Origin of the sequence: Mycobacterium sp. DL440, from assembly GCF_011745145.1 — a bacterium.
In the GTDB taxonomy this organism is placed as follows: domain Bacteria; phylum Actinomycetota; class Actinomycetes; order Mycobacteriales; family Mycobacteriaceae; genus Mycobacterium.
The window spans coordinates 1,043,180-1,069,799 of the sequence record NZ_CP050191.1 but is presented as its reverse complement, the minus strand read 5'-3'; the positions used below and the strand labels follow the sequence as shown (position 1 = coordinate 1,069,799).

Sequence of the window (26,620 nt, the reverse complement as noted above, 5' to 3'; positions counted from 1 at the left end):
AGAGAGATCATCGTGGATTTCGCTTTGCCCGACCATCTTTCAACTGTGCTTGCCGAGATGGACGAGTTCATCGAGGCCGAGATCAAGCCGCTTGAGCGCGAGCACATGCAGTACTTCGACCAGCGCCGCGAGTACGCCCGCACCGACTGGGAGAACGGCGGGGTGCCCACCCGGGCCTGGGAGGACCTGCTCGACGAGATGCGTCGACGTGCCGATGCCGCCGGTTGGCTGCGCTACGGCCTGCCCGCCCGGTTCGGGGGACGCGACGGCAGCAATCTGGACATGGCCGTCATCCGAGAACACCTGGCACATAAGGGTCTGGGGTTGCACAACGACCTGCAGGACGAGTCGTCGATCGTCGGGAACTTCCCGCAGGTGATCATGATGGACCGCTTCGGCACCGAGGCGCAGAAGGCCGAATGGGTCGAGGCGATGCTCACCGGCAAGCGGTCGATGGCTTTTGGGTTGACCGAGCCCGACCACGGTTCGGATGCCACCTGGTTGGAGACCACGGCAGTGCAGGACGGCGAGGGATGGGTCATCAACGGCCGCAAGCGGTGGAACACCGGAGTGCACCGTGCCACTCATGATCTGATCTTCGCCCGGACCTCCGGGGATCCTGGACAGGCGCGTGGCATCAGCGCATTCCTGGTGCCCACCGACGCGCCGGGATTCACCGTCCCGTTCTATTGGTGGACGTTCAACATGCCCACCGATCACGGCGAGGTCGAGCTGAACAACGTCCGGGTGCCGGCCGACGCGGTGCTCGGCGAGGTCGACCGGGGGCTGGAGGTCGGGCAGACGTTCCTGCACGAGAACCGGATTCGTCAGGCCGCCAGTAGCCTGGGCGCCGCCCAGTTCTGCATCGACCGCGCTGTGGACTACGCCAACCGGCGCATGGTGTTCGGCAAGCCGCTGGCGGTGAACCAGGCCGTGCAGTGGCCGCTGGTGGAATTGCAGACCGAGGCGCAGATGGTCAGGCTGCTGGTCCGATACGCCGCAACGCAACTGGACCAGAACCACCACATGGAGGTGTCCGACAAGGTCTCGATGGCCAACTACCGCGCCAACCGCTTGGTGTGTGAGGCCGCCGACTGGGCCATGCAGGTGCACGGCGGCATCGGCTACAGCCGTCACGAACCGTTCGAGCACATCTACCGGCACCACCGGCGCTATCGCATCACCGAAGGTGCCGAGGAGATCCAGATGCGCCGAGTGGCGCAGCGGCTGTTCGGTTTCGGCAAGGCCAAGCGGTGACGGAGGCCGGCCTGCTCACCCCGCAGCTGGTCGATGTCCTCACCCCGGTGCTGGGCGCCGATGTCGCCGTCGAGAATGTGCGCGCGCTGACCGGCGGAGCCAGCCGCACCACGTGGTCGTTCGATGCCGTCACGGACTCGACTCGGCGCGCGCTGATCCTGCGTACCGGCGCACCCGATGAGGTACACGCCGGGATGGAACTGGAGGCCGCCGCACAACGTGCGGCGGCCCGGGCCGGGGCGCCGGTCCCCCACGTGCTGGTCGCCGACGATTCCGTTGCCGCCCTGGGTGATCCCTTCCTGATCTGCGACTTCATCGGTGGCGAGACCATCGTGCGGCGCATCCAGCGCATGCTCGACGATGCCGGTCGGGGACGGCTGCTCACCCAGTGCGCGCAGGCGCTGGCCGCCATCCATCAAGCCGAGCCCCCGGCGCTGCCGGGCCTCGTGGAGCTGGACCAGGTGTCGCAGTGGCGTGAGCAACTCGACGAGATGGGCGATACGACAGCCACTTTCGAGTGGGTGTTTCGCTGGCTGGCTGCCAACCGGCCACCCGTGTCACCCACGCGGTTGGTGCACGGTGACTTCCGGATGGGCAACGTGATCGTCGACGACTCGGGCCTGGCCGCAGTACTGGACTGGGAGCTGGTGCACCTCGGCGAGGTGTACGAGGACCTGGCCTGGTTCTGCATCCGGGCCTGGCGGTTCGGGGCACCGGCCGACCTTGGGGCGGGCGGTCTGGGCAGCATCGAGAGCTTCCTGAACGCCTACGAGGAAGCCGGCGGGCTGACGTTGGACCGGTCGGCGATCCGCTGGTGGCTCGTACTCGCCACGCTGCGCTGGGGCGTCATCTGCCGCTACCAGGCCGAGCGCCATCTGAGCGGGCAGACCCGATCGGTGGAGCTGGCGACCATCGGCCGTCGCGTGTGCGAAACCGAGTGGGACCTGTTGTGTCTGCTGGACGGGAGCAGCTGGTGAGCAACCTGTACGGACGGCCGAGCGCGGCCGAACTGGTGGCCGCGGTCGCGGAGTTCCTCGATACCGAGGTGCGCGACAGCGACACGATTGCAGCCGCCGTGAAATTTCAGGCCCGCGTCGCCGCCAACGCCCTGCGCATGGTCGAACGCGAGCTGCTCGCCTCCGACACCCCCGCGGCCACCGCCTCGTTAGCGGCCCTGACCGGCCTCGGCTTCGTCGACGAGGCCGCGCTGGCGGCGGCGATCCGGGCCGGCGAACTCGACGACCGGGCCAACGATGTCACCGCCTGTCTGCGCGTACTGGTCCGTCAACGGCTTGCCGCCGCGCACCCGGGCTACGACGCGCCGTGAACCTGTCAGAGCCTGCGGATCCGGGCCAGCCAGGCCGGTTCGTCCACCCGGGCCCCGACCGGCTCGCCGAGCGCCTCGGCATGTGCCGCACCCACCACACCGCGGTAGGTGGTGGTCTGCAGAGACTCCAGTTGCCAGCTTTCGGCGAAGGCCTGCCGAATCACCTCCTCGCTGACCTGGGGTCCGAATCCGCGGCCGGCATCGGAAAGCGCCAGCACATGCACCGTCGCACCCGGCCGGCAGGCTCGGTGCAGGCTGGCGACGTAGCGGTGGCGATCGGCATCGCCGAAGACATGGAACAGCGCACTGTCGACGATGGTGTCGTAGCGCGGGTCCGGTGGCTCCCCGAGGCGGGTCGCATCCACGACGGCGAAGTGTGCATCGATACCCCGCTGCGCGGCATTGTCTCGAGCTTGGGCGACAGCATGTTCGGAGAAGTCGATTCCGAGCACGTCGTACCCCAGTCGGGTCAGCAGCATGGTGTGCTCGCCGGTACCGCAGCCGACGTCCAGCACCTTGCCGCTCAGGCGGCCGGTGCGTTCCAACTCGACGATCGCCGGCTGCGGCTCACCGATCACCCACGGTGCGGTGCGGTGCTCGTAGGCTTCGTCGAACAGGGAGTGCGCAGGTGTGGAGTTCATGATTCGAGTCTGAAACCTCAATAACCATTGAGGTCAAGCCCCAGCCGAGGAGGCCGATGATATCCCCAGCCGACACCCAGGTCATCGATGACGTCGCGGACGGGCTGTTCGACGCGATCGAGCGTGGAGACAAGGCCGGAGTAGCCCGGCTGTGGGCCGATGACGTCGCGGTATGGCACGCGGGCGACTCCCGGGACAACGACCGCATCCGCGCATTGAAGATCATCGACTGGTTCATCAACGCCACCGGCGACCGCCGCTACGAAGTGCTGGATCGGCAGTTCTTCGACGGCGGATTCGTCCAGCAACATGTCCTGCATGCCACCGGACGCGACAGCGCTTTGATCGCGCTGCGGGTGTGCATCGTGATCAAAGTGGGTACCGACGGTCTGATCCACCGCATCGACGAGTACTTCGATCCGAAGGACATCGAGCCCTTGTTCACCTGACCCGACCCGAAGAACATGGAGGTGCCATGGCCACGACCAGCGACATCCTGACCGCGAGCGCCGGAGACTGGACGCTGGTCCCGGACCGGTCCAAAGTGACGTTTCGGAACAAGACGATGTGGGGCCTGGCCACCGTCACCGGCCACTTCACCGAATTCACAGGTAACGGCTCCGCCGGGGCCGGGGTAAACGGTCAGGTGGTGATCGCAGCGGCGTCGGTGCACACCGGGATCGGCAAGCGCGACAACCATCTGCGATCCCCCGATTTCTTCGATGTCGAGGCTCATCCCGACATCACCGTGCAGGTGACAGGTTTGGAGCCGTCCGATGACAGGGTGCGATTGAAGGCGGTGCTGACGGTCCGCGGAGTGTCGAAGCCCATCGAGTTGCCGGTCGACGCGCGGGCCCTCGACGACGGCGCACTGCAGCTGTCAGGCCAATGCGAGGTGCAACGAGACGACTTCGGCGTGTCGGGCGATCTACTCGGGATGGTCGGTCCAACGACGATCCTCTCGGGCGAACTGGTGTTCACTCGAGACTGATGCGATGCGCCACAACAGAATTCGCTGAGTTGTCCGGCCAACGGCGTCTCGCGCAGTAGCATCGGCACCATGGCCGGCCCAGCGCCGCTGCGCATCCTGGTGTACAGCGACAACCCGCGCACCCGCGAACAGGTACGACTCGCACTGGGCAAACGCGTACACCCGGAACTGCCGGAGCTGGCCTACGTGGAGATCGCCACCGCACCGATGGTGATCTCACAGATGGACGCCGGGGGTATCGACCTGGCGATTCTCGACGGGGAAGCCACGCCGGCCGGGGGCATGGGAGTGGCCAAACAACTCAAGGACGAGATCACCGATTGCCCGCCGATCCTGGTGCTCACCGGGCGTCCCGACGATGCCTGGCTGGCTAGCTGGTCACAAGCGGAAGCCGCCGTGCCACACCCGATCGATCCGATCCGGCTGGGCGATGCGGTGGTATCGCTGCTGCGCACCCCGGTTCAGTAATTTCTGCGCGAATTACCGTGTTGCCGTTGACTTTCGCGGCACGGCTGTGGCCGCAGCGACGTGCTGCCCCGATATGAAACGATACTAACCAAAATGTGTGGCACAGGCCGCAAACCTCGCTAGGCTGTGGGTTAGCTCACATCGACAAGCAGGCGAGGGAGCGATAAGTGGCATGAATTTATACACGCCCATCCTGGTTCTCGGAGCGATCGCGGCCGCGTTCGCCGTGGTATCCGTCGGGATCGCGCTCGTCATCGGTCCGCGCCGGTACAACCGGTCCAAACTCGAGGCCTACGAATGCGGGATCGAGCCGATGCAGCCCGGGGCCGCCGGCGTGACCGGCCAGCGCATGCCGATCCGGTACTACCTCACGGCGATGTTGTTCATCGTGTTCGACATCGAAATCGTCTTCCTCTACCCGTGGGCGGTGGCGTTCGACAGTCTCGGGTTGTTTGCGCTGGTGGAGATGTTGCTGTTCATGCTCACGGTATTCGTGGCGTACGCCTATGTGTGGCGGCGAGGAGGCCTGAATTGGGATTAGAGGAGCGCCTGCCCGGTGGAATCCTGCTCTCGACGGTGGAGGCGGTCGCGGGCTACGTGCGTAAGGGGTCGTTGTGGCCGGCCACCTTCGGCCTGGCCTGCTGCGCAATCGAGATGATGTCGACCGCGGGACCGCGTTTCGACATCGCCCGGTTCGGCATGGAGCGGTTCTCCGCGACGCCGCGGCAGGCCGACCTGATGATCGTTGCGGGCCGGGTCAGCCAGAAGATGGCTCCGGTGCTGAGACAGATCTACGACCAGATGGCGGAGCCGAAATGGGTGCTGGCCATGGGGGTTTGCGCATCCTCGGGCGGCATGTTCAACAACTACGCGGTGGTGCAGGGGGTCGACCACGTGGTGCCGGTGGACATCTACCTGCCCGGCTGCCCACCGCGGCCTGAGATGTTGCTGCACGCAATCCTCAAGTTGCACGACAAGATTCAGCAGATGCCGCTCGGGGTCAACCGCGAGGAGGCGATCCGGGAGGCCGAGCAGGCAGCGCTGTCCGTCACACCGACCATCGAACTCAAGGGGCTGCTGCGGTGAGCGCGGCCAACGGGAACGGCCCGGGCGGCGGCGACACCCCCGAGGTGATCGGAACGCGGCGCGGCATGTTCGGCGCCTCGGGCACGGGCGACACCTCGGGATACGGCCGGCTGGTGCGATCGGTGGAATTGCCCGGCAGTTCCCCGCGCCCCTACGGCGGGTATTTCGACCAGGTGGTGGACCGGCTCACCGAACTCCTCGGCGAGGAGCGCTATGCGGTGTCGATCGAGCGTGTGGTGGTTCATCGAGATGAGCTGACCCTGGAGGTCAGCCGGGTCCAACTGCCCGCGGTGGCCAGCATTTTGCGCGATGATCCCCCGTTGCGGTTCGAGCTGTGCCTCGGTGTGAGCGGCGTCCACTACCCCGACGACACCGACCGTGAACTACACGCCGTCTACCCGCTGATGTCGATCACCCACAACCGCCGCATTCGGCTGGAAGTCGCAGCGCCCGACGCGGATCCGCACATTCCGTCGCTGTATTCGGTCTATCCGACCACCGACTGGCACGAACGCGAGACCTACGACTTCTTCGGCATCGTGTTCGACGGGCATCCGGCGTTGACCCGAATCGAGATGCCCGACGACTGGGTCGGTCATCCCCAGCGCAAGGACTACCCGCTGGGCGGTATTCCGGTCGAATACCACGGCGCGCAGATCCCGCCGCCCGATCAGCGGAGGTCCTACACCTGATGACTACCGAATCCCCCGTCGTGGTGGTCGGCGGAGAGGACTGGGACGACGTGGTGGCCGCGGCCCGCGAGCATGCCGGTGAACGCATCGTGGTCAACATGGGCCCCCAGCATCCGTCGACCCACGGGGTGCTGCGGCTGATCCTGGAGATCGAGGGCGAGATCATCACCGAAGCCCGTTGCGGCATCGGCTATCTGCACACCGGCATCGAGAAGAATCTCGAATACCGCAACTGGACACAGGGCGTCACGTTCGTCACCCGGATGGACTATCTCGCGCCGTTCTTCAACGAAACGGCGTACTGCCTGGGCGTAGAGAAGCTGCTCGGTGTCACCGACGATATTCCCCAGCGCGCCAGTGTCATCCGGGTGATGCTCATGGAGCTCAACCGGATTTCCTCGCATCTGGTGGCGCTGGCCACCGGTGGCATGGAGTTAGGTGCGATGTCGGCCATGTTTTATGGGTTCCGGGAACGCGAAGAGATCCTGCGGGTCTTCGAGTCGATCACCGGCCTGCGGATGAACCATGCCTACATCCGGCCGGGTGGGCTGGCCGCCGACCTCCCTGACGGCGCGCTGAGCGAGGTTCGGGCGCTGCTTGATCAGCTGCCGAAAGGCCTGCAGGACCTGGAGGATCTGCTCAACGAGAACTACATCTGGAAGGCTCGCACCGTCGGTGTCGGGTATCTCGACCTGACCGGGTGTATCGCGCTCGGGATCACCGGCCCGGTGCTGCGCGCCACCGGGCTGCCCCACGATCTGCGTCGCGCGCAACCGTACTGCGGTTACCAGGACTACGAATTCGACGTGATCACCGATGACCGCTGCGACTCCTACGGGCGGTACATCATCCGGGTCAAGGAGATGCGGGAGTCGCTCAAGATCGTCGAGCAGTGCGTCGACCGACTTGAGAAGCTGGGCGACGGTCCCGTGATGATCGACGACAAGAAGTTGGCCTGGCCCGCCGATCTCACGGTCGGCCCAGACGGATTGGGCAACTCCCCCGAGCACATCGCCAAGATCATGGGCCACTCGATGGAGGGGCTGATCCATCACTTCAAGCTCGTCACCGAGGGCATCCGGGTTCCGGCCGGTCAGGTGTATGTCGCGGTGGAGTCCCCCCGCGGCGAGCTCGGGGTGCACATGGTGTCCGATGGCGGCACCCGGCCATACCGGGTGCACTACCGCGACCCCTCGTTCACGAATCTGCAAGCGGTGGCGGCGATGTGTGAGGGCGGCATGGTCGCCGATGCCATTGCCGCGGTGGCGTCGATCGATCCGGTCATGGGCGGGGTTGACCGATGAGCGCTTGCGCGAAGAGGAGACAGCACGGATGACGGACGTATTCATTCAGCTCGGGCAACGCCCCGATGAAGCGGGCCCGCCGATCAACGGGCCCGCGGCATATCCGGAGGAGGTGACGGCGCGGCTCACTCCCGAGGCCGATCAGATCACCGCCCGCTATCCCGATGCCCGCTCAGCACTACTGCCGCTACTGCATCTGGTGCAGGCCGAGGACGGTTGCCTCACTCCTGCCGGAATCGGTTTCTGCGCAACGCTGTTGGGCCTGACCGATGCCGAGGTCACCGCGGTGGCCACGTTCTACTCGATGTACCGGCGTACCCCGACGGGCGACTACCTCGTCGGGGTGTGCACCAACACGTTGTGCGCGATCATGGGCGGCGACGCGATCCTGGATGCGTTGGAGGAGCACCTGGACATCCACGCCGGGGAAACCACTGCAGACCGCCGGGTCACCCTGGAACACATCGAGTGCAACGCCGCGTGTGATTACGCACCGGTGGTGATGGTCAACTGGGAGTTCTACGACAACCAGACTCCTTCGTCGGCACGGGATCTCGTCGACGGACTCCGCGGCGGAACTCCACCCGCACCGACGCGCGGCGCGCCGCTGGGCACCTTCCGGGAAACAGCCCGCACCCTGGCCGGCCTGACCAATCCGCACACCCCGGGCGGCGCCCCCGGCGCGGCCACGCTGGCCGGGCTCCGGGAAGCCCGGAAACGCGGAATGTCCACTCCCGGGGCGGCAGGTCCGAGCGCATGACGGCGCTGACCCCGGTACTCAGCCGCTTCTGGGACGAGCCAGAACCGTGGACGTTGGACACCTACCGCCGCCACGACGGTTACCGCGGGCTGCAGCGGGCCCTGTCGATGGGGCCGGACGACGTCATCACGCTCGTGAAGGATTCCGGGCTGCGCGGCCGTGGCGGCGCCGGGTTCCCGACCGGGACCAAGTGGTCGTTCATCCCGCAGGGCGAAGAGGGGGCAGGGGCCAAGCCGCATTACCTCGTAGTCAACGCCGACGAGTCCGAACCGGGTACGTGCAAGGACATTCCACTCCTGCTGACCACGCCGCACTTCCTGGTCGAGGGTGTGATCATCGCGGCGTACGCGATCCGGGCCAAGCACGCCTTCATCTACGTGCGTGGCGAAGTCGTGCCGGTGCTGCGGCGTCTGCAGGCTGCGGTCGCCGAGGCCTATGCGGCGGGATTTCTGGGTACCGACATCCTCGGCTCGGGCTTCGACCTGCAATTGACCGTGCACGCCGGTGCAGGCGCCTACATCTGCGGCGAGGAAACCGCACTGCTGGATTCCTTGGAGGGCCGCCGCGGCCAACCACGGCTGCGCCCACCGTTTCCCGCCGTCGCGGGTCTCTACGCGTGCCCGACGGTGGTCAACAATGTCGAGTCCATCGCCAGTGTCCCGCCGATCATGGTCAATGGGGTGGATTGGTTCCGGTCGATGGGATCGGAGAAATCCCCGGGCTTCACGCTGTATTCGCTGTCGGGCCACGTCAACCGGCCCGGCCAGTACGAGGCGCCGCTGGGCATCACTCTGAGGGAACTGCTCGACTATGCCGGCGGCGTCCGCGACGGACACACCCTGAAGTTCTGGACCCCGGGTGGGTCGTCGACACCATTGCTGACGGCCGAACACATCGATGTTCCACTGGATTACGAGGGCATGGCCTCCGTCGGCTCCATGCTGGGCACCAAGGCGCTGCAGATCTTCGACGAGACCACCTGCGTGGTCCGGGCGGTACGGCGCTGGACGCAGTTCTACGCCCACGAGTCCTGCGGTAAGTGCACACCGTGTCGGGAGGGCACCTACTGGCTGGCCCAGATCTACGCCAGGCTGGAAACGGGTGCGGGCACTCCGGCCGATATCGACAAGCTGCTCGACATCGCCGACGGCATCTTCGGAAAGTCGTTCTGCGCGTTGGGAGACGGTGCGGCCAGCCCGATCATGTCCTCGATCCAGCATTTCCGCGAGGAGTACATGGCGCATCTGGACGGCGGTTGCCCGTTCGATCCGCACGCCTCGACATTGATGGCGACCGAAGGGGCGGGTGCGTAGATGTTTCTCACCGCGAGCAGACACAAAACCGCCTACTTTTCGTCGGAAATGGGCAGTTTTGCCGGGGGCACCTCCCGCTTGCGGGGGACTGCTCGCGCAGGGAAAGGGGGGCATGAATGACGCTGGCCGAGCCGACCAAGGACACCCCGCCGGTGGAGATGGTGTCGCTCACCATCGATGGTGAACAGATCAGTGTCCCGAAGGGCACGTTGGTGATCCGCGCCGCCGAATTGATGGGTGTCCAGATCCCCCGGTTCTGCGATCACCCGTTGCTCGATCCCGTCGGCGCCTGCCGGCAATGCCTGGTCGAGGTCGAGGGTCAGCGCAAGCCGATGGCTTCGTGTACCACGACGGTGAGCCCGGACATGGTGGTGCACACCCAGTACAGCTCCGAGGCAGCCGACAAGGCACAGCGCGGCGTGATGGAACTGCTGCTGATCAACCACCCCTTGGACTGCCCCGTCTGCGACAAGGGCGGCGAATGCCCGCTACAGAACCAGGCAATGTCCAACGGCCGTCCGGAAACCCGCTTCGAGGACGTCAAGCGGACCTACCCGAAGCCGATCAACATCTCCGCGCAGGTGCTCCTGGACCGCGAACGGTGCGTGCTGTGCGCGCGGTGCACCCGGTTCTCCGCACAGATCGCCGGCGACCCGTTCATCGAGCTGTTGGAACGTGGTGCGCTGCAACAGGTGGGCATCGCCCCGGGTGAGCCGTTACAGTCCTATTTCTCCGGCAACACCGTGCAGATCTGCCCGGTGGGGGCGCTGACCGGGACGGCCTACCGCTTCCGGGCCCGGCCCTTCGACCTGGTGTCCAGCCCCAGTGTGTGTGAGCACTGCGCGTCGGGATGCTCCCAGCGCACCGACCACCGACGCGGAAAAGTTCTGCGCCGCTTGGCCGGCGACGATCCCGAGGTCAACGAGGAGTGGAACTGCGACAAGGGCCGGTGGGCGTTCACCTATGCCACGACCGGCGACCGGATCACCACACCGTTGATCCGCGAAGACGGCACGCTACGCCCGGCGTCGTGGTCGGAGGCGCTGACGGTCGCCGGGGCAGGCCTGCTGGCCGCCGCTTCGAACACCGGTGTGTTGGTCGGTGGGCGCTGCACCGTGCAGGACGCCTACGCCTACTCGAAGTTCGCCCGAATGGTGCTCGGCACCAACGACATCGACTTCCGCGCTCGACCGCACTCCGCTGAGGAGGCCGATTTCCTGGCCGCCCGCATCGCCGGGCAGCCGATGACATTGCGTTACGCCGACCTGGAAAAGGCACCGACCGTTCTGCTGGTCGGGCTGGAGCCCGAAGAGGAATCCCCGATCGTCTTCCTGCGGCTGCGCAAGGCAGCCCGCAAGAACGGACAGCAGGTGCTCGCGGTGGCACCGTTCGCCAGCCGCGGGCTGACCAAGATGGCGGGCACGCTCGTCGCGACAGTTCCCGGGGCCGAGTCTGACGCATTGGCCGCGCTGGAGACCGATGAGCGGCTGCGACGCCCGGGTGCCGTGATCCTGGTCGGTGAACGACTGGCCACTTCGCCCGGTGCACTGTCGGCCGTGCTGCGCCTTGCCACCGCGACCGGGGCCCGGTTAGCCTGGATCCCGCGCCGGGCCGGTGAGCGCGGCGCCGTGGAGGCCGGCGCCCTGCCGAACCTTCTGCCCGGTGGGCGCCCCGTGACCGACGTCGACGCGCGGGCCCAAACCGCCGCGGTCTGGAACACCGCCGAACTGCCCGGCCACGCCGGCCGCGATACGAACGCCATCCTGGCCGCCGCCGCCGATGGAGAACTCTCCGCGCTTCTGGTCGGCGGCGTCGAGATCACCGACCTCCCCGACCCCGCCACGGCGCTGGCCGCGCTGCGGGCCACCCCGTTCGTGGTGAGCCTCGAGCTGCGTGAGAGCGAGGTCACCGAACTCGCCGATGTGGTGTTCCCGGTGGCACCCGTGGTGGAGAAGGCCGGCGCATACCTCAACTGGGAAGGCCGGATTCGCCCGTTCAAGCCGGCCTTGCAGACCAACGCGATTCCCGACCTCCGGGTGCTGCACTACCTGGCCGACGAGATCGGCGTCGACCTCGGCCTGACCGGACCCGAAGCCGCCGACGGCGAACTGGCCCGGCTCGGCTTCTGGACCGGGCCTCGCGCCCCGGCGCCGTCGGCGACACCCGCACCACCCCCCGCTCCCGCACCCGGGCAGGCGGTGCTGGCCAGCTGGCGCCTGCTCCTGGACGCCGGACGGCTACAGGACGGCGAGCCTTATCTGGCCGGCACCGCGGTCAGCCCGGTGGTGCGGCTCTCCCCCAGCACCGCCGCCGAACTCGGTGTGGCAGCGGGAGATCCGGTGACCGTCAGCACCGACCGCGGATCGGTCACGTTGCCGCTGTCGGTCATCGAGATGCCCGACCGGGTCGTGTGGCTGCCCACCAATTCCCCGAGATCGGCGATCCATCGTCAACTCGGGGTGACCGCCGGTGCCCTGGTCGCGATCGAGCGGGCCGCCTCGTGACCTACCCCGATCCCACCCTGTTCGGCCACGACCCGTGGTGGCTGATCCTGGCCAAGGCGCTCGGGGTGTTCGTCTTCTTGCTGCTGACGGTGCTCTCGGCGATCCTCATCGAACGGAAGGTGCTGGGCCGCATGCAGATGCGGCCAGGGCCCAACCGCGTCGGCCCCTGGGGTCTGCTGCAATCCCTGGCCGACGGCGTGAAGCTCGCGCTCAAGGAAGGCCTCGTCCCGGCCGGCGTCGACAAACCCCTCTACCTACTGGCCCCGGTGATCGCGGTGATCCCGGCCTTCATGGCGTTCGCGGTGATCCCGATGGGCGGTGAAGTATCGGTATTCGGTCACCGCACCGCACTGCAATTGACCGATCTCCCCGTGGCGGTGCTCTACATCCTGGCTGTCACCTCGATCGGCGTATACGGCATCGTGCTGGCCGGCTGGGCGTCCGGGTCCACCTACCCGCTCATGGGTGGGCTGCGCTCAAGCGCCCAGGTGATCTCCTACGAGGTCGCGATGGCCTTGTCGTTCGCCGCGGTCTTCCTCTATGCGGGCACCATGTCCACCTCCGGCATCGTGGCGGCGCAGGATCACACCTGGTATGTGTTCCTGCTCCTGCCCTCGTTCGTGGTGTACGTGACCTCGATGGTGGGTGAAACCAACCGGGCGCCTTTCGATCTGCCCGAGGCCGAGGGGGAACTGGTCGGCGGCTTCCACACCGAGTACTCGTCGTTGAAGTTCGCCATGTTCATGCTCGCCGAGTACGTCAACATGACCACCGTGTCCGCGCTGGCCACCACGATGTTCCTCGGCGGCTGGCATGCACCGTTCCCGTTCAACCTGATCGACGGCGCCAACAGCGGCTGGTGGCCGTTGCTGTGGTTCACCGCCAAGGTGTGGACCTTCATGTTCGGATACTTCTGGCTGCGAGCCACCCTGCCGCGGATGCGCTACGACCAGTTCATGGCGCTGGGCTGGAAAGTGCTCATCCCCGTGTCACTCGTCTGGATCATGGTCGTCGCGGTCACCCACAGCCTGCGCGAGCACGGTTACCACAACTGGGCCACCGGCCTGGTGACCACAGCGGTTCTGGTGGTTGCAGTGCTGGCCGTCGCACTGTGGAAGGCACTGCGCGGCAGAACTGTACAGCCGATACCGCAGCAGAGCGCCGGGGCCTATCCGGTGCCGCCGCTGCCGAATGCTGGAAAGGAGGTCGTCGATGTCTAAGAAGCCCAAGTTCCTCGACGCCCTGGCCGGATTCGCCGTCACGTTCGGCTCAATGTTCAAAAAGCCGATCACCGAAGGATATCCGGAGAAGCCGGGACCGGTCGCACCGCGCTATCACGGTCGGCATCAACTGAACCGCTACCCCGACGGCCTGGAGAAGTGCATCGGTTGCGAGTTGTGCGCCTGGGCCTGCCCCGCCGACGCCATCTTCGTCGAAGGTGCCGACAACACTGACGCAGAACGCTTCTCGCCAGGCGAACGGTACGGCCAGGTGTACCAGATCAACTATCTGCGCTGCATCGGGTGCGGACTGTGCATCGAGGCCTGCCCGACCCGGGCCCTGACGATGACGAACGAATACGAGATGGCCGACGACAACCGGGCAGATCTGATCTGGGGCAAGGACAAACTCCTGGCCCCGATGCAACCCGGGATGCAGGCGCCTCCTCATGACATGGCGCCGGGCAGTACCGACGACGACTACTACCTCGGCCGGATCGGCCCGCTCACCGAGGATGTCCAATGAGCCCCGACGTCGTGCTGCTCGCCACGGGCGACATTGCGCGGCTCGCCGCGGAAACCCCGGCGCGCACCTCCACATCAGAGGCAGCGGTGTTCTGGATCCTGGGGACTGTCGCGGTACTCGGCGCCATCGGAGTGGTGGCGGCACCGAAAGCGGTGTACTCCGCGGTCTTCCTGGCCTGCACCATGATTTCGCTGGCCGTGCTCTACATCGCCCAGGACGCAACGTTCCTCGGTGTGGTGCAGGTGGTGGTCTACACCGGCGCAGTGATGATGCTGTTCCTTTTCGTGATGATGCTCATCGGTGTCGACCTGTCCGAATCGTTCGCCGAAACGATACGCGGCCAACGCCTTGCGGCACTCGCGGCCGGCACCGGGTTCGGCATCCTGTTGATCGCCGGGATCGGCAGCGTGTCGGTCAGCGGGTTCACCGGGCTGGCCCAAGCCAACAGCGGCGGCAACGTGGAAGGTCTGGCCGCCCTGATCTTCACCCGGTACCTGTGGGCATTCGAGTTGACCAGCACCCTGCTCATCACCGCGGCGCTGGGTGCGATGGTGCTCGCACACCGGGAACGCTTCGAACACCGCAAGACCCAGCGGGAGCTGGCTGTCGAGCGCTTCCAGGCCGGGGGCCATCCGACCCCGCTGCCCAATCCCGGTGTCTACGCCCGGCATAACGCCGTCGATGTCCCGGCACGGCTGCCCGACGGCTCCGATGCGGCGTTGTCGGTCAGCGCCATCCTGCCGCAGCGCGCGATCAGCAATTCGGCCAACGGGGAGGGGTGATGCGATGAATCCCGACAACTATCTCTACCTGTCGGTGCTGTTGTTCACCATCGGCGCATCGGGAGTGCTGTTGCGGCGCAATGCCATCGTGATGTTCATGTGCGTCGAGCTCATGCTCAACGCGGCGAATCTGGCATTCGTGGCGTTCTCCCGCATGCACGGTCATCTCGACGGTCAGGTGGTTGCGTTCTTCACCATGGTGGTGGCCGCCTGCGAGGTGGTGATCGGCCTGGCCATCATCATGACCCTCTTCCGTACCCGTCATTCGACCTCGGTCGACGACGCCAGCCTGCTGAAGCACTAAGGGCGACATGACACTACCTTTGTGGCTGTTGATCGCCCTCCCTGCCGCCGGAGCAGCGGTGCTGCTGTTGAGCGGCCGACGATCCGACCGGTGGGGGCATCTGCTGGGCTGTGCGACCGCGTTGGGGGCCTTCGCCGTCGGAGCGGCGCTGTTCACTCAGATGCTGGGCCGCCACGACGAGCACCGCGCGGTTCAGGAATCGCTGTTCTCCTGGGTTCCAGTGGCCGGCCTTCAGGTCGATTTCGGGCTGCAACTGGATCAGTTGTCGGTGTGCTTCGTGCTGCTGATCACCGGCGTCGGGTCCTTGATCCACATATATTCGATCGGGTACATGGCCGAAGATCCTGATCGGCGAAGGTTTTTCGCATATCTGAACCTGTTCCTCGCCGCGATGCTGCTGCTCGTGCTCGCGGACAACTACCTCGGTCTGTACGCCGGGTGGGAAGGCGTGGGCCTGGCCTCGTATCTGCTGATCGGATTCTGGTCGTACAAACCCTCGGCCGCCGCAGCAGCCAAGAAGGCTTTCGTCGTCAACCGGGTCGGTGACATGGGCCTGGCGATCGCGCTGATGATCATGTTCGCCACCGTCGGATCCATCTCGTTCGCCGGGGTGTTCGGTGCCGCACCGGCATTGAGCGAAGCCACCCTGACCGCGATCGGTCTGCTGCTGTTGTTGGGCGCGTGTGGCAAATCGGCCCAGGTGCCGCTGCAGTCTTGGCTCGGGGACGCGATGGAAGGCCCGACCCCGGTGTCGGCGCTGATCCACGCCGCCACGATGGTCACCGCGGGCGTCTATCTGATCGTGCGGTCGGGGCCGATCTTCGACCTGGCGCCGGGCGCGCAGACCGGGGTCGTCATCGTCGGCGCCGTCACGCTGCTGTTCGGCGCGATCATCGGGTGCGCCAAGGACGACATCAAGAAGGCGCTGGCCGCGTCCACGATGAGCCAGATCGGCTATATGGTGCTGGCCGCTGGACTCGGGCCTGCCGGTTACGCATTCGCGATCATGCACCTGCTCACCCACGGATTCTTCAAGGCCGGGTTGTTCCTCGGCGCCGGGTCGGTGATGCACGCCATGAACGACGACGTGAACATGCGCCGCTACGGCGGGCTGCGCAAGGTCCTGCCGGTCACGTTCGCCACCTTCGGGCTCGGCTACCTGGCGATCATCGGTGTGCCACCGCTGGCCGGCTTCTTCTCCAAAGACAGCATCATCGAGGCGGCGTTGGGCGCCGGAGGCGCCCGCGGTGTGATCCTCGGCGGCGCGGCGATCCTGGGCGCCGGGATCACCGCGTTCTACATGACCCGGGTGATGCTGATGACGTTCTTCGGCGAAAAGCGCTGGGATGAACAGACACATCCACACGAGGCCCCGGCCGTGATGACCTGGCCGATGATCCTGCTCGCGGTCGGCTCGGTGGTCTCCGGCGGTGCGCTGGCGATCGGCGGCACATTGTCACATTGGCTGGAGCCGGTGGTCGGTGCTCACGAGGCGCACCACGCGATCCCCGCGTGGGTGGTCACCGTGGTGGTGCTGGGGGTCGTCGCGGTCGGTATCGCGGTCGCCTACCGGATGTACGCGCAGCGGCCGGTCCCGGCCGATGTGCCCGACGCGTCGGCGTGGGCGGTGGCTGCCCGGCGCGATCTGTACGGCGACGCGTTCAACGAGGCGGTGTTCATGCGAGGTGGCCAGACCTTGACCGCGGCTCTGGCGGCGGTTGACGACAAGGTGGTCGACGGCACTGCCGGTGGGCTGGCCGCGCTGGTCAGTCGAACATCGGATGGGTTGCGCCAGTTGCAGACCGGCTTCGCGCGTTCCTATGCGCTCTCCATGCTAGGCGGTGCGGCCCTGGTGGTGGCGGCGATCCTGGCGGTGCGACTGTGGTGAGCACGTTTCCGTGGCTGACGGCGTTGTGGGCGACCCCTACGGTGGGAGCCGCCGTGGTGATGTTGCTCCCGGCCGGGCAGCGGACGCTGGCGAAATGGCTGGCGCTGACGGTCTCGCTGGTAGCCCTGGGGCTGGCAGCCGTGCTCGCTGTCGGTTTCGATCCGGCGGGCGAGCAGTTTCAGTTCGTCGAATCACACCGCTGGATACCGTCGTTCGGAACCGGCTACATCCTCGGTGTCGACGGCATCGCCCTGGCTCTGGTGGTGCTCACCGCTGTGCTGCTGCCGCTGCTCATCATCGCGGGCTGGAATGACGCCGCCCACCAGACCGGGCTCGGTGGCCGCGGCGTGCAGGCCTACCTGGCGTTGACGCTGGCCGTCCAGGGCATGGTGTTCATGTCCCTGGTTGCCCTGGACATCCTGCTGTTCTACGTGTTCTTCGAGGCCATGCTGATCCCGATGTACTTCCTGATCGGTGGATTCGGCGGTGAGAATCGGTCTCGCGCAGCGGTGAAATTCCTGCTGTACAACCTGTTCGGCGGTCTGGTCATGCTGGCCGCGGTGATCGGCCTCTACGTCGTCACCGCGGGCAGCGACACGTTTGCCTCGGGCACCTTCGATTTCCGCACGATCGTCGCCGCGGTATCGTCCGGCGCGTTGGTGATCAACCCCGCGGTGGCGAACTTCCTGTTCCTGGGTTTCATGTTCGCGTTCGCGGTGAAGGCACCGTTGTGGCCGTTTCACCGGTGGTTGCCGGATGCCGCCGTGCAGGCCACCCCAGCCAGCGCGGTGCTGATGATGGCGATCATGGACAAGGTCGGCACCTTCGGCATGCTGCGTTACTGCCTGCCGCTGTTTCCCGACGCGTCAACGTATTTCCGCCCGTTGGTCATCACCCTCGCGGTGATCGGCATCATCTACGGCGCCGTCCTGGCGATCGGCCAGACCGATGTGATGCGCTTGATCGCCTACACGTCGATCTCGCATTTCGGTTTCATCATCCTGGGCATCTTCGTGATGACCAGCCAGGGCCAGGCCGGGTCCACGTTGTACATGATCAACCACGGGATCTCCACGGCCGCACTCTTCCTGATCGCCGGATTCCTGGTAACGCGGCGCGGGTCCCGGTTGATCGATGCCTACGGCGGCGTTCAGAAGGTGGCCCCGGTCCTCGCCGGAACTTTCCTGGTGGCCGGCCTCGCGACGTTGTCGTTGCCGGGCCTGGCACCGTTCATCAGTGAATTCCTGGTTCTCATCGGCACATTCACCCGCTATCCGGTGATCGCCGTATTCGCCGCCACCGCACTGGTGCTGTCCGCCGTCTATATCCTGTGGATGTACCAACGGATGATGACCGGTCCGGTCCCCGACGAGCTCTCCGGAGACGAGCGCCGGATCCAGGATCTGGTGCCTCGCGAACTCGTCGTGGTGACGCCCTTGATCGCACTGCTGCTGGTGTTGGGCATCTATCCCAAACCCGCGCTGGACGTGATCAATCCGGCCGTCCAACACACATTGACCACCATCGGACAGAGCGATCCGCCACCGCAGGTGTTACCCAAGATGGCAGAGGGGGTTCGCTGATCATGGTGACACCGAGCATCGAATACGGCCTGCTCTCCCCCATGCTGATCGTGTTCGGGGTAGGCGTGGCCGGGGTACTCGTCGAGGCATTCCTGCCCCGATCGGCCCGCTATCGGATGCAGGTTGCCCTCGCACTCGGCGGGTTGGTGGCCGCCGTGGTGGCGGTGGTCCTGTTGGCCCGGGAGTTGCATGGCACCCCTGGGAAGCCCGCGGTGCTGGGCTCGGTGGTGCTCGATGCCCCGGCGTTGTTCCTGCAGGGCACCATCGCCCTGGTCGGCATTCTCGGCATCCTGCTCATCGCCGAACGCCAGTCCGCCGCCGAAACTTCGGACGGTGCCCGTGGTCTCGACGGCTTCACACCGCAGGCGTCCGCGGCGCCGGGAAGTGTGGCCGAGCAACTGGCCACCAAGGCCGGGGTGATGCAGACCGAGGTCTTTCCGCTGACCATGTTCGCCATCGGCGGCATGCTGCTGTTCCCGGCCGCCGACGATCTGCTGACCATGTTCATCGCGCTGGAAGTGCTGTCGCTTCCACTGTATCTGCTGTGCGGGCTGGCCCGTCGCCGGCGGCTGTTGTCGCAAGAAGCATCCCTGAAATACTTTCTGCTGGGCGCGTTCTCGTCGGCCTTCTTCCTGTACGGCGCGGCGATGCTGTACGGCTACGCCGGCACCCTGGACCTCAGCGGGATCGCCACTGCGGTGGCCACCAGGTCACCCAACACCCCGCTGGCACTGATCGGTATCGCCCTGCTACTGGTCGGGGTGTTGTTCAAAGTCGGTGCCGTTCCGTTCCATTCGTGGATTCCCGACGTGTACCAGGGCGCCCCCACCGCGATCACCGCGTTCATGGCCGCGGCCACCAAGATCGCTGCGTTCGGCGCCATGCTGCGCATCTTCTACGTCGCGTTACCGCAGCTTCGGGATGACTGGCGGCCGGTCCTGTGGGCGATCGCGATCCTGACCATGGTGATCGGGACTATCACTGCCGTCACGCAGACGGACGTAAAACGAATGCTCGCCTACTCCGCGGTGGCGCACTCGGGTTTCATCCTCACCGGTGTGATCGCCGCGAACCCCGCCGGGGTGTCCTCCACGCTGTTCTACCTGTTTGCCTACGGTTTCAGCACGCTGGGCGCGTTCGCCGTCGTCGGCCTGGTGCGCAACGCCGCGGGCGAGGAGGAGGCATCGATGGCGCGGTGGGGCGGTCTGGGCCGGCGATATCCGATTGTCGGCGTGGTGTTTTCGCTGTTCCTGCTGGCGTTCGCCGGGATTCCACTGACCAGCGGGTTCGTGAGTAAGTTCGCGGTGTTCAAGGCCGCCGGTGAAGGCGGGGCGATCCCGCTGGTCATCGTCGGCGTCATCGCCAGCGCCGTGGCGGCCTACTTCTACGTGCGGGTGATCGTGCTGATGTTCTTCACCGATCCCCCCGAGGACGCACCCGAAGTCGTCGTCCCGAGCGGGCTCACCACCGCCGTCATCACCGTCACCGCGGCCATCACGTTCGCGCTCGGTGCACTCCCTCAGCCACTGCTGGATCTGGCCAACAACGCCCAGACGTTCCTGCGGTGATTTCCTCCCTGATTCCTCCCGCGAGCAGACACAAACTCGCGCCAAAGGGCGGCGTAGCATGCGGTTTTATGTCTGCTCGCGCTGTTGTATCCGCCACTGATCACGGTGGCGTCCGCGTATTGACGCTGAACCGCCCCTCATCACGGAATGCGCTGGGCCGTGAGCTGATCGAGGAACTGTACGGTGCCCTCGACGATGCCGACGGCGACGAGACGGTGCGGGCCATCGTGCTCACCGGGACCGACCCCGCGTTCTGCGCCGGTGTCGACCTCAAACAGGCGCAGACGCTCGGCATGGAGTATTTCGCGAAGTTCCGGTCCCACAACTGCATCACCAAGACCGGCGAGCTCCGCACCCCGATCATCGGGGCGATCAACGGTGCGACGTTCACCGGCGGGCTGGAGATGGCCCTGGGTTGCGACTTCCTGATCGCCTCCGAACGCGCGGTGTTCGCCGACACCCACGCCCGGGTCGGGATCCTGCCCGGTGGCGGGATGACGGCACGGCTCCCTCAGGTTGTCGGCGCCGCGATGGCCCGCCGGCTCTCGATGACCGGAGAAGTCGTCGACGCCGCCCGCGCCGAACGCCTGGGTCTGGTCACCGAGGTGGTATCACACGAGCGGTTACTGGACCGGGCGCTGGAGTTGGCCGGTCAGATCGCCGAGGTTCCGGGCCCGACCATGGTCGGCCTCAAGGAGATCTACACCCGCGGCAGCGATCCCCTCATCAGTCCGGCACTCGCCGCCGAGCAGGCCATCGCCGGTGCGCAGACGCGCGACTTCGACGGCCTCGGTGACCGTTATCGCGCTGTGGCCCAACGGAACCGAGGACAGATCGACGACTAACCCGCCCGGCCGGGCTCGATGATCGTCATTCCCGGTCCCGAGGGTGCATCCATGGCGGCCATCGCCGCGCCCGCGTCGTCCAGCCCGATCAGCCGGGTGACCAACAACTCCGGCTGCAGCGCGCCGGAAGCGAGGAGGTCGAGCATCGCCGGATAGTCGACGGCGGGCATTCCGTGCGACCCGAGGATCGAAAGTTCCTGGGCGATCACCCGGTCCATCGGGAAGGCGGTCTGCGCCGCATCGCCCAGCAGCAGCCCCACCTGGATATGCCGGCCCCTGCGGCGCAGCGAGGTGACCGAGGCCGCCGCGACGGCGGGATGGCCGATGGCGTCGACCCCGATGTGTACACCGCCTCCGGTCCGGTGAACGACTTCGGCTGCGACATCGGGGATCTCGGTACCGTTGATCAGCTCATCGACTCCGAGGCGACCGGCGGTGGCGAGCGCCTGCGCGTCGCGGTCGACGGCAACAACCCTGGCACCGAACGCTTTCGCGATCATCACCGCCGACAGGCCCACTCCTCCGCACCCGTGAACCGCTACCCATTGGCCGGGCTGCACCCCGCCGTGGGTGACCACGGCCCGGAACGACGTCGCGAAGCGGCACCCGAGCGACGCCGCGGTGACGAACGAGACGCTGTCGGGCAGGCGCACGAGGTTGGCTTGGGCCCGCGGCACCGCGACCCGTTGCGCGAATGAGCCCGGCAGGGTGAACCCGGGCTGCAGCTGGTTCGGGCAGACCTGGGCATCACCGGCCGCGCAGAATTCGCAGTGCCCACAGCCCAGGACGAAGGGCGCGGTCACCCGGTCACTCGCCTGCCAGCCCGATACGCCAGGACCGACCGCCACGATGGTTCCGGCGAATTCATGCCCGGGGATGATCGGCAGGGCTACCGGATCATGCCCCCGCCAGGCGTGCCAGTCAGACCGGCACACACCGGTGGCCGCGACCTCGACGACCACTCCGTCGGCAGGACATTCGGGGTCGGCCATCTCGACCACCCCGGGCAGCACACCGACCTCGGAATACATCACAGCACGCACAGCTGTGATGGTAGGCCGACTCCGGCAAGCTCAGCGATGCCGCTTCAGGATGAAGCCGACGGTTCGCTCGCCGACGCCGGGCTGCGCCGGTGTCGACATCTCCACCTGCCGGCGGGCCTGTTCGACGACGGGCGTCTCCGGATCCAGCACCGAGAGGTACACCTCATGAGCAGCAAGGGAATTCACCGCCACGTCGGTGTAACCGTCGACCACCTCGCAATGCGTCGGCTCCGGCCCGTTCTCGAAGAGCCAGGTGGGTGCATCGGCCAGACCGTCATAGGCGGCCGCGACCGCGCGGGCGAATTCGATGTGATCACGCTGGTTCGGCGCACCGGGCGCCCAGGCCGGACCGCTGTAGATGGTGATCACGACGTCAGGACGGATCGCGACGATGGTCTCGGCGATCTTCGCGCGCAACTGGGGGGTGTCGCGGATGTTGCTGTCCGGAAAATCCCAGAACGCCACGTCGTCGACCCCGACGATGGCGGCGGACCTGCGCTGCTCCCCTTCCCGCAACGGCCCGGCCTGCCCGGGCGCCATACCGGCGATACCGGCCTCGCCCCGTGAGGCCAGCGCGTAGTGCACGGTCCTGCCCGCGGCGGTCCACTTCGCGACTGCCGCGCCGACCCCGTACTCGGGGTCATCAGGGTGCGGCACCAACACCAGCGCGGTCTGCCAATCGGCGGGAAAAGGTTGCACCGCCATGGCTAGCTCACCCGCGTGTTGTGGGCGGAGCGGATCAGCCAGCGCCCGTCGTGTTCGACGACGACATAGCTGACGATGCCGCTGCGGTCTTCCGGCTGAGCTCCCGCCGGCACGTGGCCGGGCCAATCCCAGCGCGTGTGCACGAGCGCCACGCCCGGCGCGATCTCGGCGATGGCCTCGACCCGCTGGGTGTACTTGCGCTTCTGGCCGACAACGGCTTCCGGCACATCCAGGTGCCCCGCGACATTGTCGTCACGCGAGGTCCACCACAGGCCGCTGTGCGCGACGAAGTCGGCGTCCTCGGTGAAATACCGGCCCCAGCCCTCCATGTCGTGGGCTACCCACAGGTCGGTGGCGGCGTCCATGACGGCCCTGATGTCCTGTTGATCCTTCGCGTTCACCAGACCAGTGTCGGACCTCAACATTGGTTCATGTCAACCCCAGCCCTGCGGTCGATAGGCCGCGCCCGGATGCCCAGGAGCAAGCAACGGTCCGGCGCCGCCGAGCCGCTCGCGCAGGGTGGTCGGCTCAGCCCGGTCGGGTAACCGGCCGCGACGACGCAACTCGGGTACGACATGGCGGGCGAAATCGACGAAGGTGCCCGGCGTCGTGACGTAGGCCAGGTTGAACCCGTCGACACCGGCCTCGTCGACCCACCGCTCGAGTTCATCGGCCACCTCGGTGGGCGAACCGACCACGACCGGGCCGCGGCCACCGAGACCGACCTCGTGGGCCAGCTCCCCCGCCGTCCAGTTCCGGTCCGACGTGGTGAACGATGCCAGCGCAGAACGATTGGCCTCGGTCTGGACGTACTTCAGAGGTTCGTCGGGCCCGAGCTCGGCCAGATCAACGCCGGTCCAGCCGCCGAACAGTGCCAGTGCCCCGGCCGCGCTGACAAACTGCCGGTACTCGTGCAACTTGGCGACGGCCAGTTCACGGGTCTCGGCGACGATCGGCGTCAGCATCGTGAACACCTTGATGGACCGGGGATCTCGTCCGTGTTCGGCCGCGGCGGCACGCAGCGCCTTGACCGGCTTGGCGACGATCTCGGGCGTCGGCCCCGACACGAACACCGCCTCGGCGTGAGCCGCGGCGAACCGGACCCCTCGCGGCGAGGCGCCTGCCTGGAACAGCATCGGGGTGCGCTGCGGAGACGGTTCGCACAGGAACGGCCCAGGGACGCTGAAGTAGCGGCCCTTGTGCTCGATGTCATGGACTTTCGCCGGATCGGTGAACACGCCTCGTTCCCTGTCCCGGACGACGGCGTCGGGCTCCCACGATGCCTCCCACAGCTTGTAGCAGACCTCGAGGTACTCCTCGGCGATCTCGTAGCGCTCGTCGTGCGGGATCTGGGCATCCAGCCCCAGATTCCTGGCGGCACTGTCGAGATAGGAGGTGACGATGTTCCAGGCCACGCGGCCGTCGGTCAGGTGGTCGAGCGTCGAGAACCGGCGTGCCAGTGCATAGGGCTGCTCGTAGGTCAACGACACCGTGACACCGAATCCCAGGGTGTCGGTGACCGCCGCCATCGCCGAGACGGCCAGTGTCGGGTCGTTGACCGGCACCTGTGCGGCATCGGCCACCGCGGCATCCCGCGATCCTCCGTACACGTCGTAGACGCCGAGGACGTCGGCGAGAAACAACGCGTCGAAGCCACCGGCCTCCAGCGTGCGAGCCAGATCCGTCCAGTACCCGAGTTCGCGGTATCGGTAGCCCTGATCCTCGGGGTGGCGCCACAATCCGGCGGACTGATGCCCGACACAAGCCATGTCGAAGGCATTGAGATAGATCCGGGTCATCGCGCGTCCCCGATCTCATCCTGATGCGTTTCCCGCGCGAAATACGCGGCCGCAAAGGTGATCGCCGTCAGCACGGCGAAATATCCGACGATCAGCCAGGGACTGCCACCACCGGCGACCAGCAGCCCCGCCGCGATCAACGGTGCGAAACCACCCGAGAGCACCGCACCGATCTGGTAACCCAACGAAGCACCGCTGTAGCGCACCCGGGTATCGAACAGTTCACCGAACCAAGCGGCCTGAGGCCCGTACATGGCGTCGTGAGCGATGTTGACACCGAACACGATCGACAACACGATCGCGATGTGGGATCCGGTCCCCGCCGCGACGAAGAACAGGATCAGGGCCAGCACACCGGCCAGCGCACCGAAAAGGTACGGAGGCCGCCTCCCGATCCGGTCGGACAGCATTGCCCACGCCGGCGTACTGATCAGGCCGATGGCCGACGCAATCAGGACTGCCGTCAATCCGATCTGACTGCCCGCTTCTGAGGAATCCTGCAGGTAGGTCAATGAATACGTGGTCAGCAGGACGAACAGCGCGATCTGCGAGAACCGTAAGCCGGTGGTGATCACCACATTGCGCGGTTGTGTGCGCAGTACCTCTAGCACCGGCCGTCGCGCCACCTCGCCGCGATCGCGGACCTGAGTGAATATCTCGGCATCGGTCAGCCTCAGCCGAATCACCAGACCGATGACGACCAGAACGGCACTGAGCAGGAAGGGGATTCGCCAACCGTAGGCGAGGAAGGCGTCGGGGCCGCTGGCCGTCCGCGTGAGGTAGAAGACCGCCGTCGACAGCAACATGCCCGCCGGGGAACCCAATTGCGTGAAACTGCCGAACAGACCGCGGCCACCATGGGGCGCGTGCTCCACCGAAAGCAGTGCCGCACCGCCCCATTCGGCGCCCACCGCCAGGCCTTGCAGCAACCTCAGGCTCACCAGCAGTGCCGGCGCCAACAGCCCTACCTGGGCGTAGGTCGGCAGGAGTCCGATCGCGAAAGTGCTCAGCCCCATCCCGACCAGCGCGGCCACCAAGACGGTCTTGCGTCCCAGTCGATCTCCGTAGTGACCCGATATCAGAGCCCCCAACGGCCGAGCCCCGAACCCTGCGGCATAGGTCGCGAACGCGGCCAGCGTGCCCGCCGTCGACGAGATATTCGGGAAGAACAAGGGTTTGAAGACCAGTGCCGCGGCCGTGGCATACAGGTAGAAGTCGTACCACTCGATCGTGGTGCCGACCGCGCTGCCCAACGCGACGGAGCGCGCACTCGGCTTGGCAGTGGCCACTGAACGTGGGTCGGTAATAGTCACGTGGCCGCAGGCTATGCGGCGCCCGAACCCCTCGGAAGATTTGCCCTCAGCCTGACGCAAAGGCCGTCGGACGTCACGGCTTGACGGTGGCCCCGTGGACCAGGATCGCCGCCGTCTGCGCCACCCACTCGTCGTCGAGTTCGCGTTCGGGCCACAGCAGCATCCTCAGCATGGTCGACCCGCCGATCAGCTCCACCAGGCGGTCCGGGTCGACGTCTGGTTGGACCTCACCCCGCACGATGCCGTCGACGATCCGGGCTCGCACGGTGACGAAGGTCCCGGCGAACCGCTGCATCACCCGGGCGTTCAGGTCGGTGTCGGCGACGACGTCGGCGACCAATCCGGGCAGCGCCGCACGCATCACCGGGCTGGTGAACACATCGCGGGCGGCACCGATCATCGCCCGGATGTCGGCAGCGATGTCACCGGCCGGTGCGGTCAGACCCGTCGCCGTCGCGGGGAACACTGCCTCGTGCACCAACTCGGCCTTACTCGACCACCGGCGGTACAGCGCGGTTTTCGTGGTTTGCGCGCGCTCGGCGACCGCGGCCATCGTCAGGTTCGCGTAACCGATTTCGACAAGCAGTTCCACGGTGGCCTGCAATATGGCAGCGTCGATGCGCGGGTCACGGGGGCGGCCCGCTCCGGCGGTCTTGCCAACCGGTGATGGCTCTGCTTTCATAACGCTACTAACAGTATCG

Annotated in this window: 28 protein-coding genes; 21 read left to right on the top strand and 7 right to left on the bottom strand. The window is 66.5% G+C overall.

Going from position 1 to position 26,620, the window contains the following annotated elements; all coding sequences use genetic code 11:
• Positions 1-12 precede the first annotated feature (12 nt).
• The 3 genes from HBE63_RS05305 to HBE63_RS05295 are packed head-to-tail and all read left to right on the top strand — an operon-like array spanning position 13 to position 2,584.
• Entirely contained in the window at positions 13-1,257 is a 1,245-nt protein-coding gene (locus HBE63_RS05305) for an acyl-CoA dehydrogenase family protein (protein ID WP_166903818.1), read from the top strand.
• On the top strand, positions 1,254-2,234 hold the full coding sequence (locus HBE63_RS05300; RefSeq protein ID WP_166903817.1) for a phosphotransferase family protein: 981 nt from the start codon (positions 1,254-1,256) through the stop codon (positions 2,232-2,234). The genes HBE63_RS05305 and HBE63_RS05300 overlap by 4 nt, the downstream gene beginning before the upstream one ends.
• Positions 2,231-2,584 carry a DUF6285 domain-containing protein gene (locus HBE63_RS05295; RefSeq protein ID WP_166903816.1) on the top strand — a complete coding sequence of 118 codons (354 nt, stop codon included), beginning with the start codon at positions 2,231-2,233 and terminating at the stop codon, positions 2,582-2,584. Before HBE63_RS05300 ends, HBE63_RS05295 begins: the two co-directional genes overlap by 4 nt.
• A 5-nt stretch (positions 2,585-2,589) precedes the next feature.
• Here the strand turns inward: HBE63_RS05295 and HBE63_RS05290 are convergent, their stop codons facing one another.
• On the bottom strand, positions 2,590-3,225 hold the full coding sequence (locus tag HBE63_RS05290; protein ID WP_166903815.1) for a class I SAM-dependent methyltransferase: 636 nt from the start codon (positions 3,223-3,225) through the stop codon (positions 2,590-2,592).
• Between the two features lie 56 nt (positions 3,226-3,281).
• Between HBE63_RS05290 and HBE63_RS05285 the strand changes: the two genes are divergently transcribed.
• The 18 genes from HBE63_RS05285 (at position 3,282) to HBE63_RS05200 (ending at position 21,059) form a co-directional block, all read left to right on the top strand.
• The gene (locus tag HBE63_RS05285) at positions 3,282-3,674 is read left to right on the top strand and encodes a nuclear transport factor 2 family protein (RefSeq protein ID WP_166903814.1); all 393 of its coding nucleotides are present in this window, start codon (positions 3,282-3,284) and stop codon (positions 3,672-3,674) included.
• Between the two features lie 26 nt (positions 3,675-3,700).
• Positions 3,701-4,216, top strand: coding sequence for a YceI family protein (locus HBE63_RS05280; RefSeq protein ID WP_166903813.1), 516 nt, complete (start codon positions 3,701-3,703; stop codon positions 4,214-4,216).
• A 69-nt stretch (positions 4,217-4,285) separates the two neighbouring features.
• The gene (locus HBE63_RS05275; RefSeq protein ID WP_166903812.1) at positions 4,286-4,684 is read left to right on the top strand and encodes a response regulator transcription factor; all 399 of its coding nucleotides are present in this window, start codon (positions 4,286-4,288) and stop codon (positions 4,682-4,684) included.
• A gap of 172 nt (positions 4,685-4,856) precedes the next feature.
• Positions 4,857-5,225 carry an NADH-quinone oxidoreductase subunit A gene (locus HBE63_RS05270; RefSeq protein ID WP_003881436.1) on the top strand — a complete coding sequence of 123 codons (369 nt, stop codon included), beginning with the start codon at positions 4,857-4,859 and terminating at the stop codon, positions 5,223-5,225.
• Entirely contained in the window at positions 5,216-5,770 is a 555-nt protein-coding gene (locus HBE63_RS05265) for an NADH-quinone oxidoreductase subunit B family protein (RefSeq protein ID WP_036428153.1), read from the top strand. Before HBE63_RS05270 ends, HBE63_RS05265 begins: the two co-directional genes overlap by 10 nt.
• Positions 5,767-6,462 (top strand): NADH-quinone oxidoreductase subunit C, encoded by a 696-nt coding sequence (locus tag HBE63_RS05260; protein WP_166903811.1) that lies wholly within the window; start codon positions 5,767-5,769, stop codon positions 6,460-6,462. Before HBE63_RS05265 ends, HBE63_RS05260 begins: the two co-directional genes overlap by 4 nt.
• Positions 6,462-7,766 (top strand): NADH dehydrogenase (quinone) subunit D, encoded by a 1,305-nt coding sequence (nuoD, locus tag HBE63_RS05255; protein WP_166903810.1) that lies wholly within the window; start codon positions 6,462-6,464, stop codon positions 7,764-7,766. Before HBE63_RS05260 ends, nuoD begins: the two co-directional genes overlap by 1 nt.
• A gap of 28 nt (positions 7,767-7,794) precedes the next feature.
• Positions 7,795-8,526: an NADH-quinone oxidoreductase subunit NuoE gene (gene nuoE, locus HBE63_RS05250; RefSeq protein WP_208301308.1), complete on the top strand. Its 732-nt coding sequence runs from the start codon at positions 7,795-7,797 to the stop codon at positions 8,524-8,526.
• On the top strand, positions 8,523-9,839 hold the full coding sequence (gene nuoF / locus HBE63_RS05245) for an NADH-quinone oxidoreductase subunit NuoF (RefSeq protein WP_166903809.1): 1,317 nt from the start codon (positions 8,523-8,525) through the stop codon (positions 9,837-9,839). The genes nuoE and nuoF overlap by 4 nt, the downstream gene beginning before the upstream one ends.
• Before the next feature lie 116 nt (positions 9,840-9,955).
• Complete coding sequence (locus tag HBE63_RS05240) at positions 9,956-12,343, top strand: NADH-quinone oxidoreductase subunit G (RefSeq protein WP_166903808.1); 2,388 nt, start codon at positions 9,956-9,958, stop codon at positions 12,341-12,343.
• Positions 12,340-13,563, top strand: a complete 1,224-nt coding sequence (nuoH, locus tag HBE63_RS05235) for an NADH-quinone oxidoreductase subunit NuoH (protein WP_166903807.1) — start codon at positions 12,340-12,342, stop codon at positions 13,561-13,563. The genes HBE63_RS05240 and nuoH overlap by 4 nt, the downstream gene beginning before the upstream one ends.
• A complete protein-coding gene (gene nuoI, locus HBE63_RS05230) occupies positions 13,556-14,089 on the top strand; it encodes an NADH-quinone oxidoreductase subunit NuoI (RefSeq protein ID WP_166903806.1) in 534 nt (177 codons plus the stop codon). Before nuoH ends, nuoI begins: the two co-directional genes overlap by 8 nt.
• Positions 14,086-14,871, top strand: a complete 786-nt coding sequence (locus HBE63_RS05225) for an NADH-quinone oxidoreductase subunit J (RefSeq protein ID WP_166903805.1) — start codon at positions 14,086-14,088, stop codon at positions 14,869-14,871. Before nuoI ends, HBE63_RS05225 begins: the two co-directional genes overlap by 4 nt.
• Before the next feature lie 4 nt (positions 14,872-14,875).
• A complete protein-coding gene (nuoK, locus tag HBE63_RS05220; RefSeq protein ID WP_166903804.1) occupies positions 14,876-15,175 on the top strand; it encodes an NADH-quinone oxidoreductase subunit NuoK in 300 nt (99 codons plus the stop codon).
• Between the two features lie 7 nt (positions 15,176-15,182).
• Positions 15,183-17,063 (top strand): NADH-quinone oxidoreductase subunit L, encoded by a 1,881-nt coding sequence (nuoL, locus tag HBE63_RS05215; protein ID WP_166903803.1) that lies wholly within the window; start codon positions 15,183-15,185, stop codon positions 17,061-17,063.
• Positions 17,057-18,646 (top strand): NADH-quinone oxidoreductase subunit M, encoded by a 1,590-nt coding sequence (locus HBE63_RS05210; RefSeq protein WP_166903802.1) that lies wholly within the window; start codon positions 17,057-17,059, stop codon positions 18,644-18,646. Before nuoL ends, HBE63_RS05210 begins: the two co-directional genes overlap by 7 nt.
• Before the next feature lie 2 nt (positions 18,647-18,648).
• Entirely contained in the window at positions 18,649-20,214 is a 1,566-nt protein-coding gene (nuoN, locus tag HBE63_RS05205; RefSeq protein ID WP_166903801.1) for an NADH-quinone oxidoreductase subunit NuoN, read from the top strand.
• A gap of 68 nt (positions 20,215-20,282) precedes the next feature.
• On the top strand, positions 20,283-21,059 hold the full coding sequence (locus tag HBE63_RS05200; protein WP_166903800.1) for an enoyl-CoA hydratase: 777 nt from the start codon (positions 20,283-20,285) through the stop codon (positions 21,057-21,059).
• Here HBE63_RS05200 and HBE63_RS05195 read toward each other — a convergent pair.
• From HBE63_RS05195 to HBE63_RS05170, 6 genes are all read right to left on the bottom strand, one after another.
• Entirely contained in the window at positions 21,056-22,102 is a 1,047-nt protein-coding gene (locus tag HBE63_RS05195) for a zinc-dependent alcohol dehydrogenase family protein (protein WP_166903799.1), read from the bottom strand. The two genes, HBE63_RS05200 and HBE63_RS05195, sit on opposite strands and share 4 nt — an antisense overlap.
• A 30-nt stretch (positions 22,103-22,132) precedes the next feature.
• Positions 22,133-22,807 (bottom strand): PIG-L deacetylase family protein, encoded by a 675-nt coding sequence (locus HBE63_RS05190; RefSeq protein WP_166903798.1) that lies wholly within the window; start codon positions 22,805-22,807, stop codon positions 22,133-22,135.
• Positions 22,808-22,809: 2 nt separating this feature from the next.
• Entirely contained in the window at positions 22,810-23,208 is a 399-nt protein-coding gene (locus tag HBE63_RS05185; protein ID WP_166903797.1) for an SgcJ/EcaC family oxidoreductase, read from the bottom strand.
• A 33-nt stretch (positions 23,209-23,241) separates the two neighbouring features.
• Positions 23,242-24,606 (bottom strand): LLM class flavin-dependent oxidoreductase, encoded by a 1,365-nt coding sequence (locus HBE63_RS05180; protein ID WP_166903796.1) that lies wholly within the window; start codon positions 24,604-24,606, stop codon positions 23,242-23,244.
• A complete protein-coding gene (locus tag HBE63_RS05175; protein WP_243858688.1) occupies positions 24,603-25,895 on the bottom strand; it encodes an MFS transporter in 1,293 nt (430 codons plus the stop codon). The genes HBE63_RS05180 and HBE63_RS05175 overlap by 4 nt, the downstream gene beginning before the upstream one ends.
• Before the next feature lie 97 nt (positions 25,896-25,992).
• The gene (locus HBE63_RS05170; RefSeq protein WP_166903794.1) at positions 25,993-26,601 is read right to left on the bottom strand and encodes a TetR/AcrR family transcriptional regulator; all 609 of its coding nucleotides are present in this window, start codon (positions 26,599-26,601) and stop codon (positions 25,993-25,995) included.
• Positions 26,602-26,620 lie beyond the last annotated feature (19 nt).

Excerpts from the sequence above, each read along its gene's own strand:
- HBE63_RS05270 (WP_003881436.1), top strand. The coding sequence starts at position 4,857 with ATGAATTTATACACGCCCATCCTGGTTCTCGGAGCGATCGCGGCCGCG.
- HBE63_RS05170 (WP_166903794.1), bottom strand. The coding sequence starts at position 26,601 with ATGAAAGCAGAGCCATCACCGGTTGGCAAGACCGCCGGAGCGGGCCGC.
- nuoN (WP_166903801.1), top strand. The coding sequence starts at position 18,649 with ATGGTGACACCGAGCATCGAATACGGCCTGCTCTCCCCCATGCTGATC.
- nuoE (WP_208301308.1), top strand. The coding sequence starts at position 7,795 with ATGACGGACGTATTCATTCAGCTCGGGCAACGCCCCGATGAAGCGGGC.
- nuoI (WP_166903806.1), top strand. The coding sequence starts at position 13,556 with ATGTCTAAGAAGCCCAAGTTCCTCGACGCCCTGGCCGGATTCGCCGTC.
- HBE63_RS05190 (WP_166903798.1), bottom strand. The coding sequence starts at position 22,807 with ATGGCGGTGCAACCTTTTCCCGCCGATTGGCAGACCGCGCTGGTGTTG.
- nuoF (WP_166903809.1), top strand. The coding sequence starts at position 8,523 with ATGACGGCGCTGACCCCGGTACTCAGCCGCTTCTGGGACGAGCCAGAA.
- HBE63_RS05275 (WP_166903812.1), top strand. The coding sequence starts at position 4,286 with ATGGCCGGCCCAGCGCCGCTGCGCATCCTGGTGTACAGCGACAACCCG.
- nuoL (WP_166903803.1), top strand. The coding sequence starts at position 15,183 with ATGACACTACCTTTGTGGCTGTTGATCGCCCTCCCTGCCGCCGGAGCA.
- HBE63_RS05290 (WP_166903815.1), bottom strand. The coding sequence starts at position 3,225 with ATGAACTCCACACCTGCGCACTCCCTGTTCGACGAAGCCTACGAGCAC.
- HBE63_RS05280 (WP_166903813.1), top strand. The coding sequence starts at position 3,701 with ATGGCCACGACCAGCGACATCCTGACCGCGAGCGCCGGAGACTGGACG.
- nuoD (WP_166903810.1), top strand. The coding sequence starts at position 6,462 with ATGACTACCGAATCCCCCGTCGTGGTGGTCGGCGGAGAGGACTGGGAC.
- HBE63_RS05240 (WP_166903808.1), top strand. The coding sequence starts at position 9,956 with ATGACGCTGGCCGAGCCGACCAAGGACACCCCGCCGGTGGAGATGGTG.
- HBE63_RS05285 (WP_166903814.1), top strand. The coding sequence starts at position 3,282 with ATGATATCCCCAGCCGACACCCAGGTCATCGATGACGTCGCGGACGGG.
- nuoK (WP_166903804.1), top strand. The coding sequence starts at position 14,876 with ATGAATCCCGACAACTATCTCTACCTGTCGGTGCTGTTGTTCACCATC.
- HBE63_RS05180 (WP_166903796.1), bottom strand. The coding sequence starts at position 24,606 with ATGACCCGGATCTATCTCAATGCCTTCGACATGGCTTGTGTCGGGCAT.
- HBE63_RS05200 (WP_166903800.1), top strand. The coding sequence starts at position 20,283 with ATGTCTGCTCGCGCTGTTGTATCCGCCACTGATCACGGTGGCGTCCGC.
- HBE63_RS05225 (WP_166903805.1), top strand. The coding sequence starts at position 14,086 with ATGAGCCCCGACGTCGTGCTGCTCGCCACGGGCGACATTGCGCGGCTC.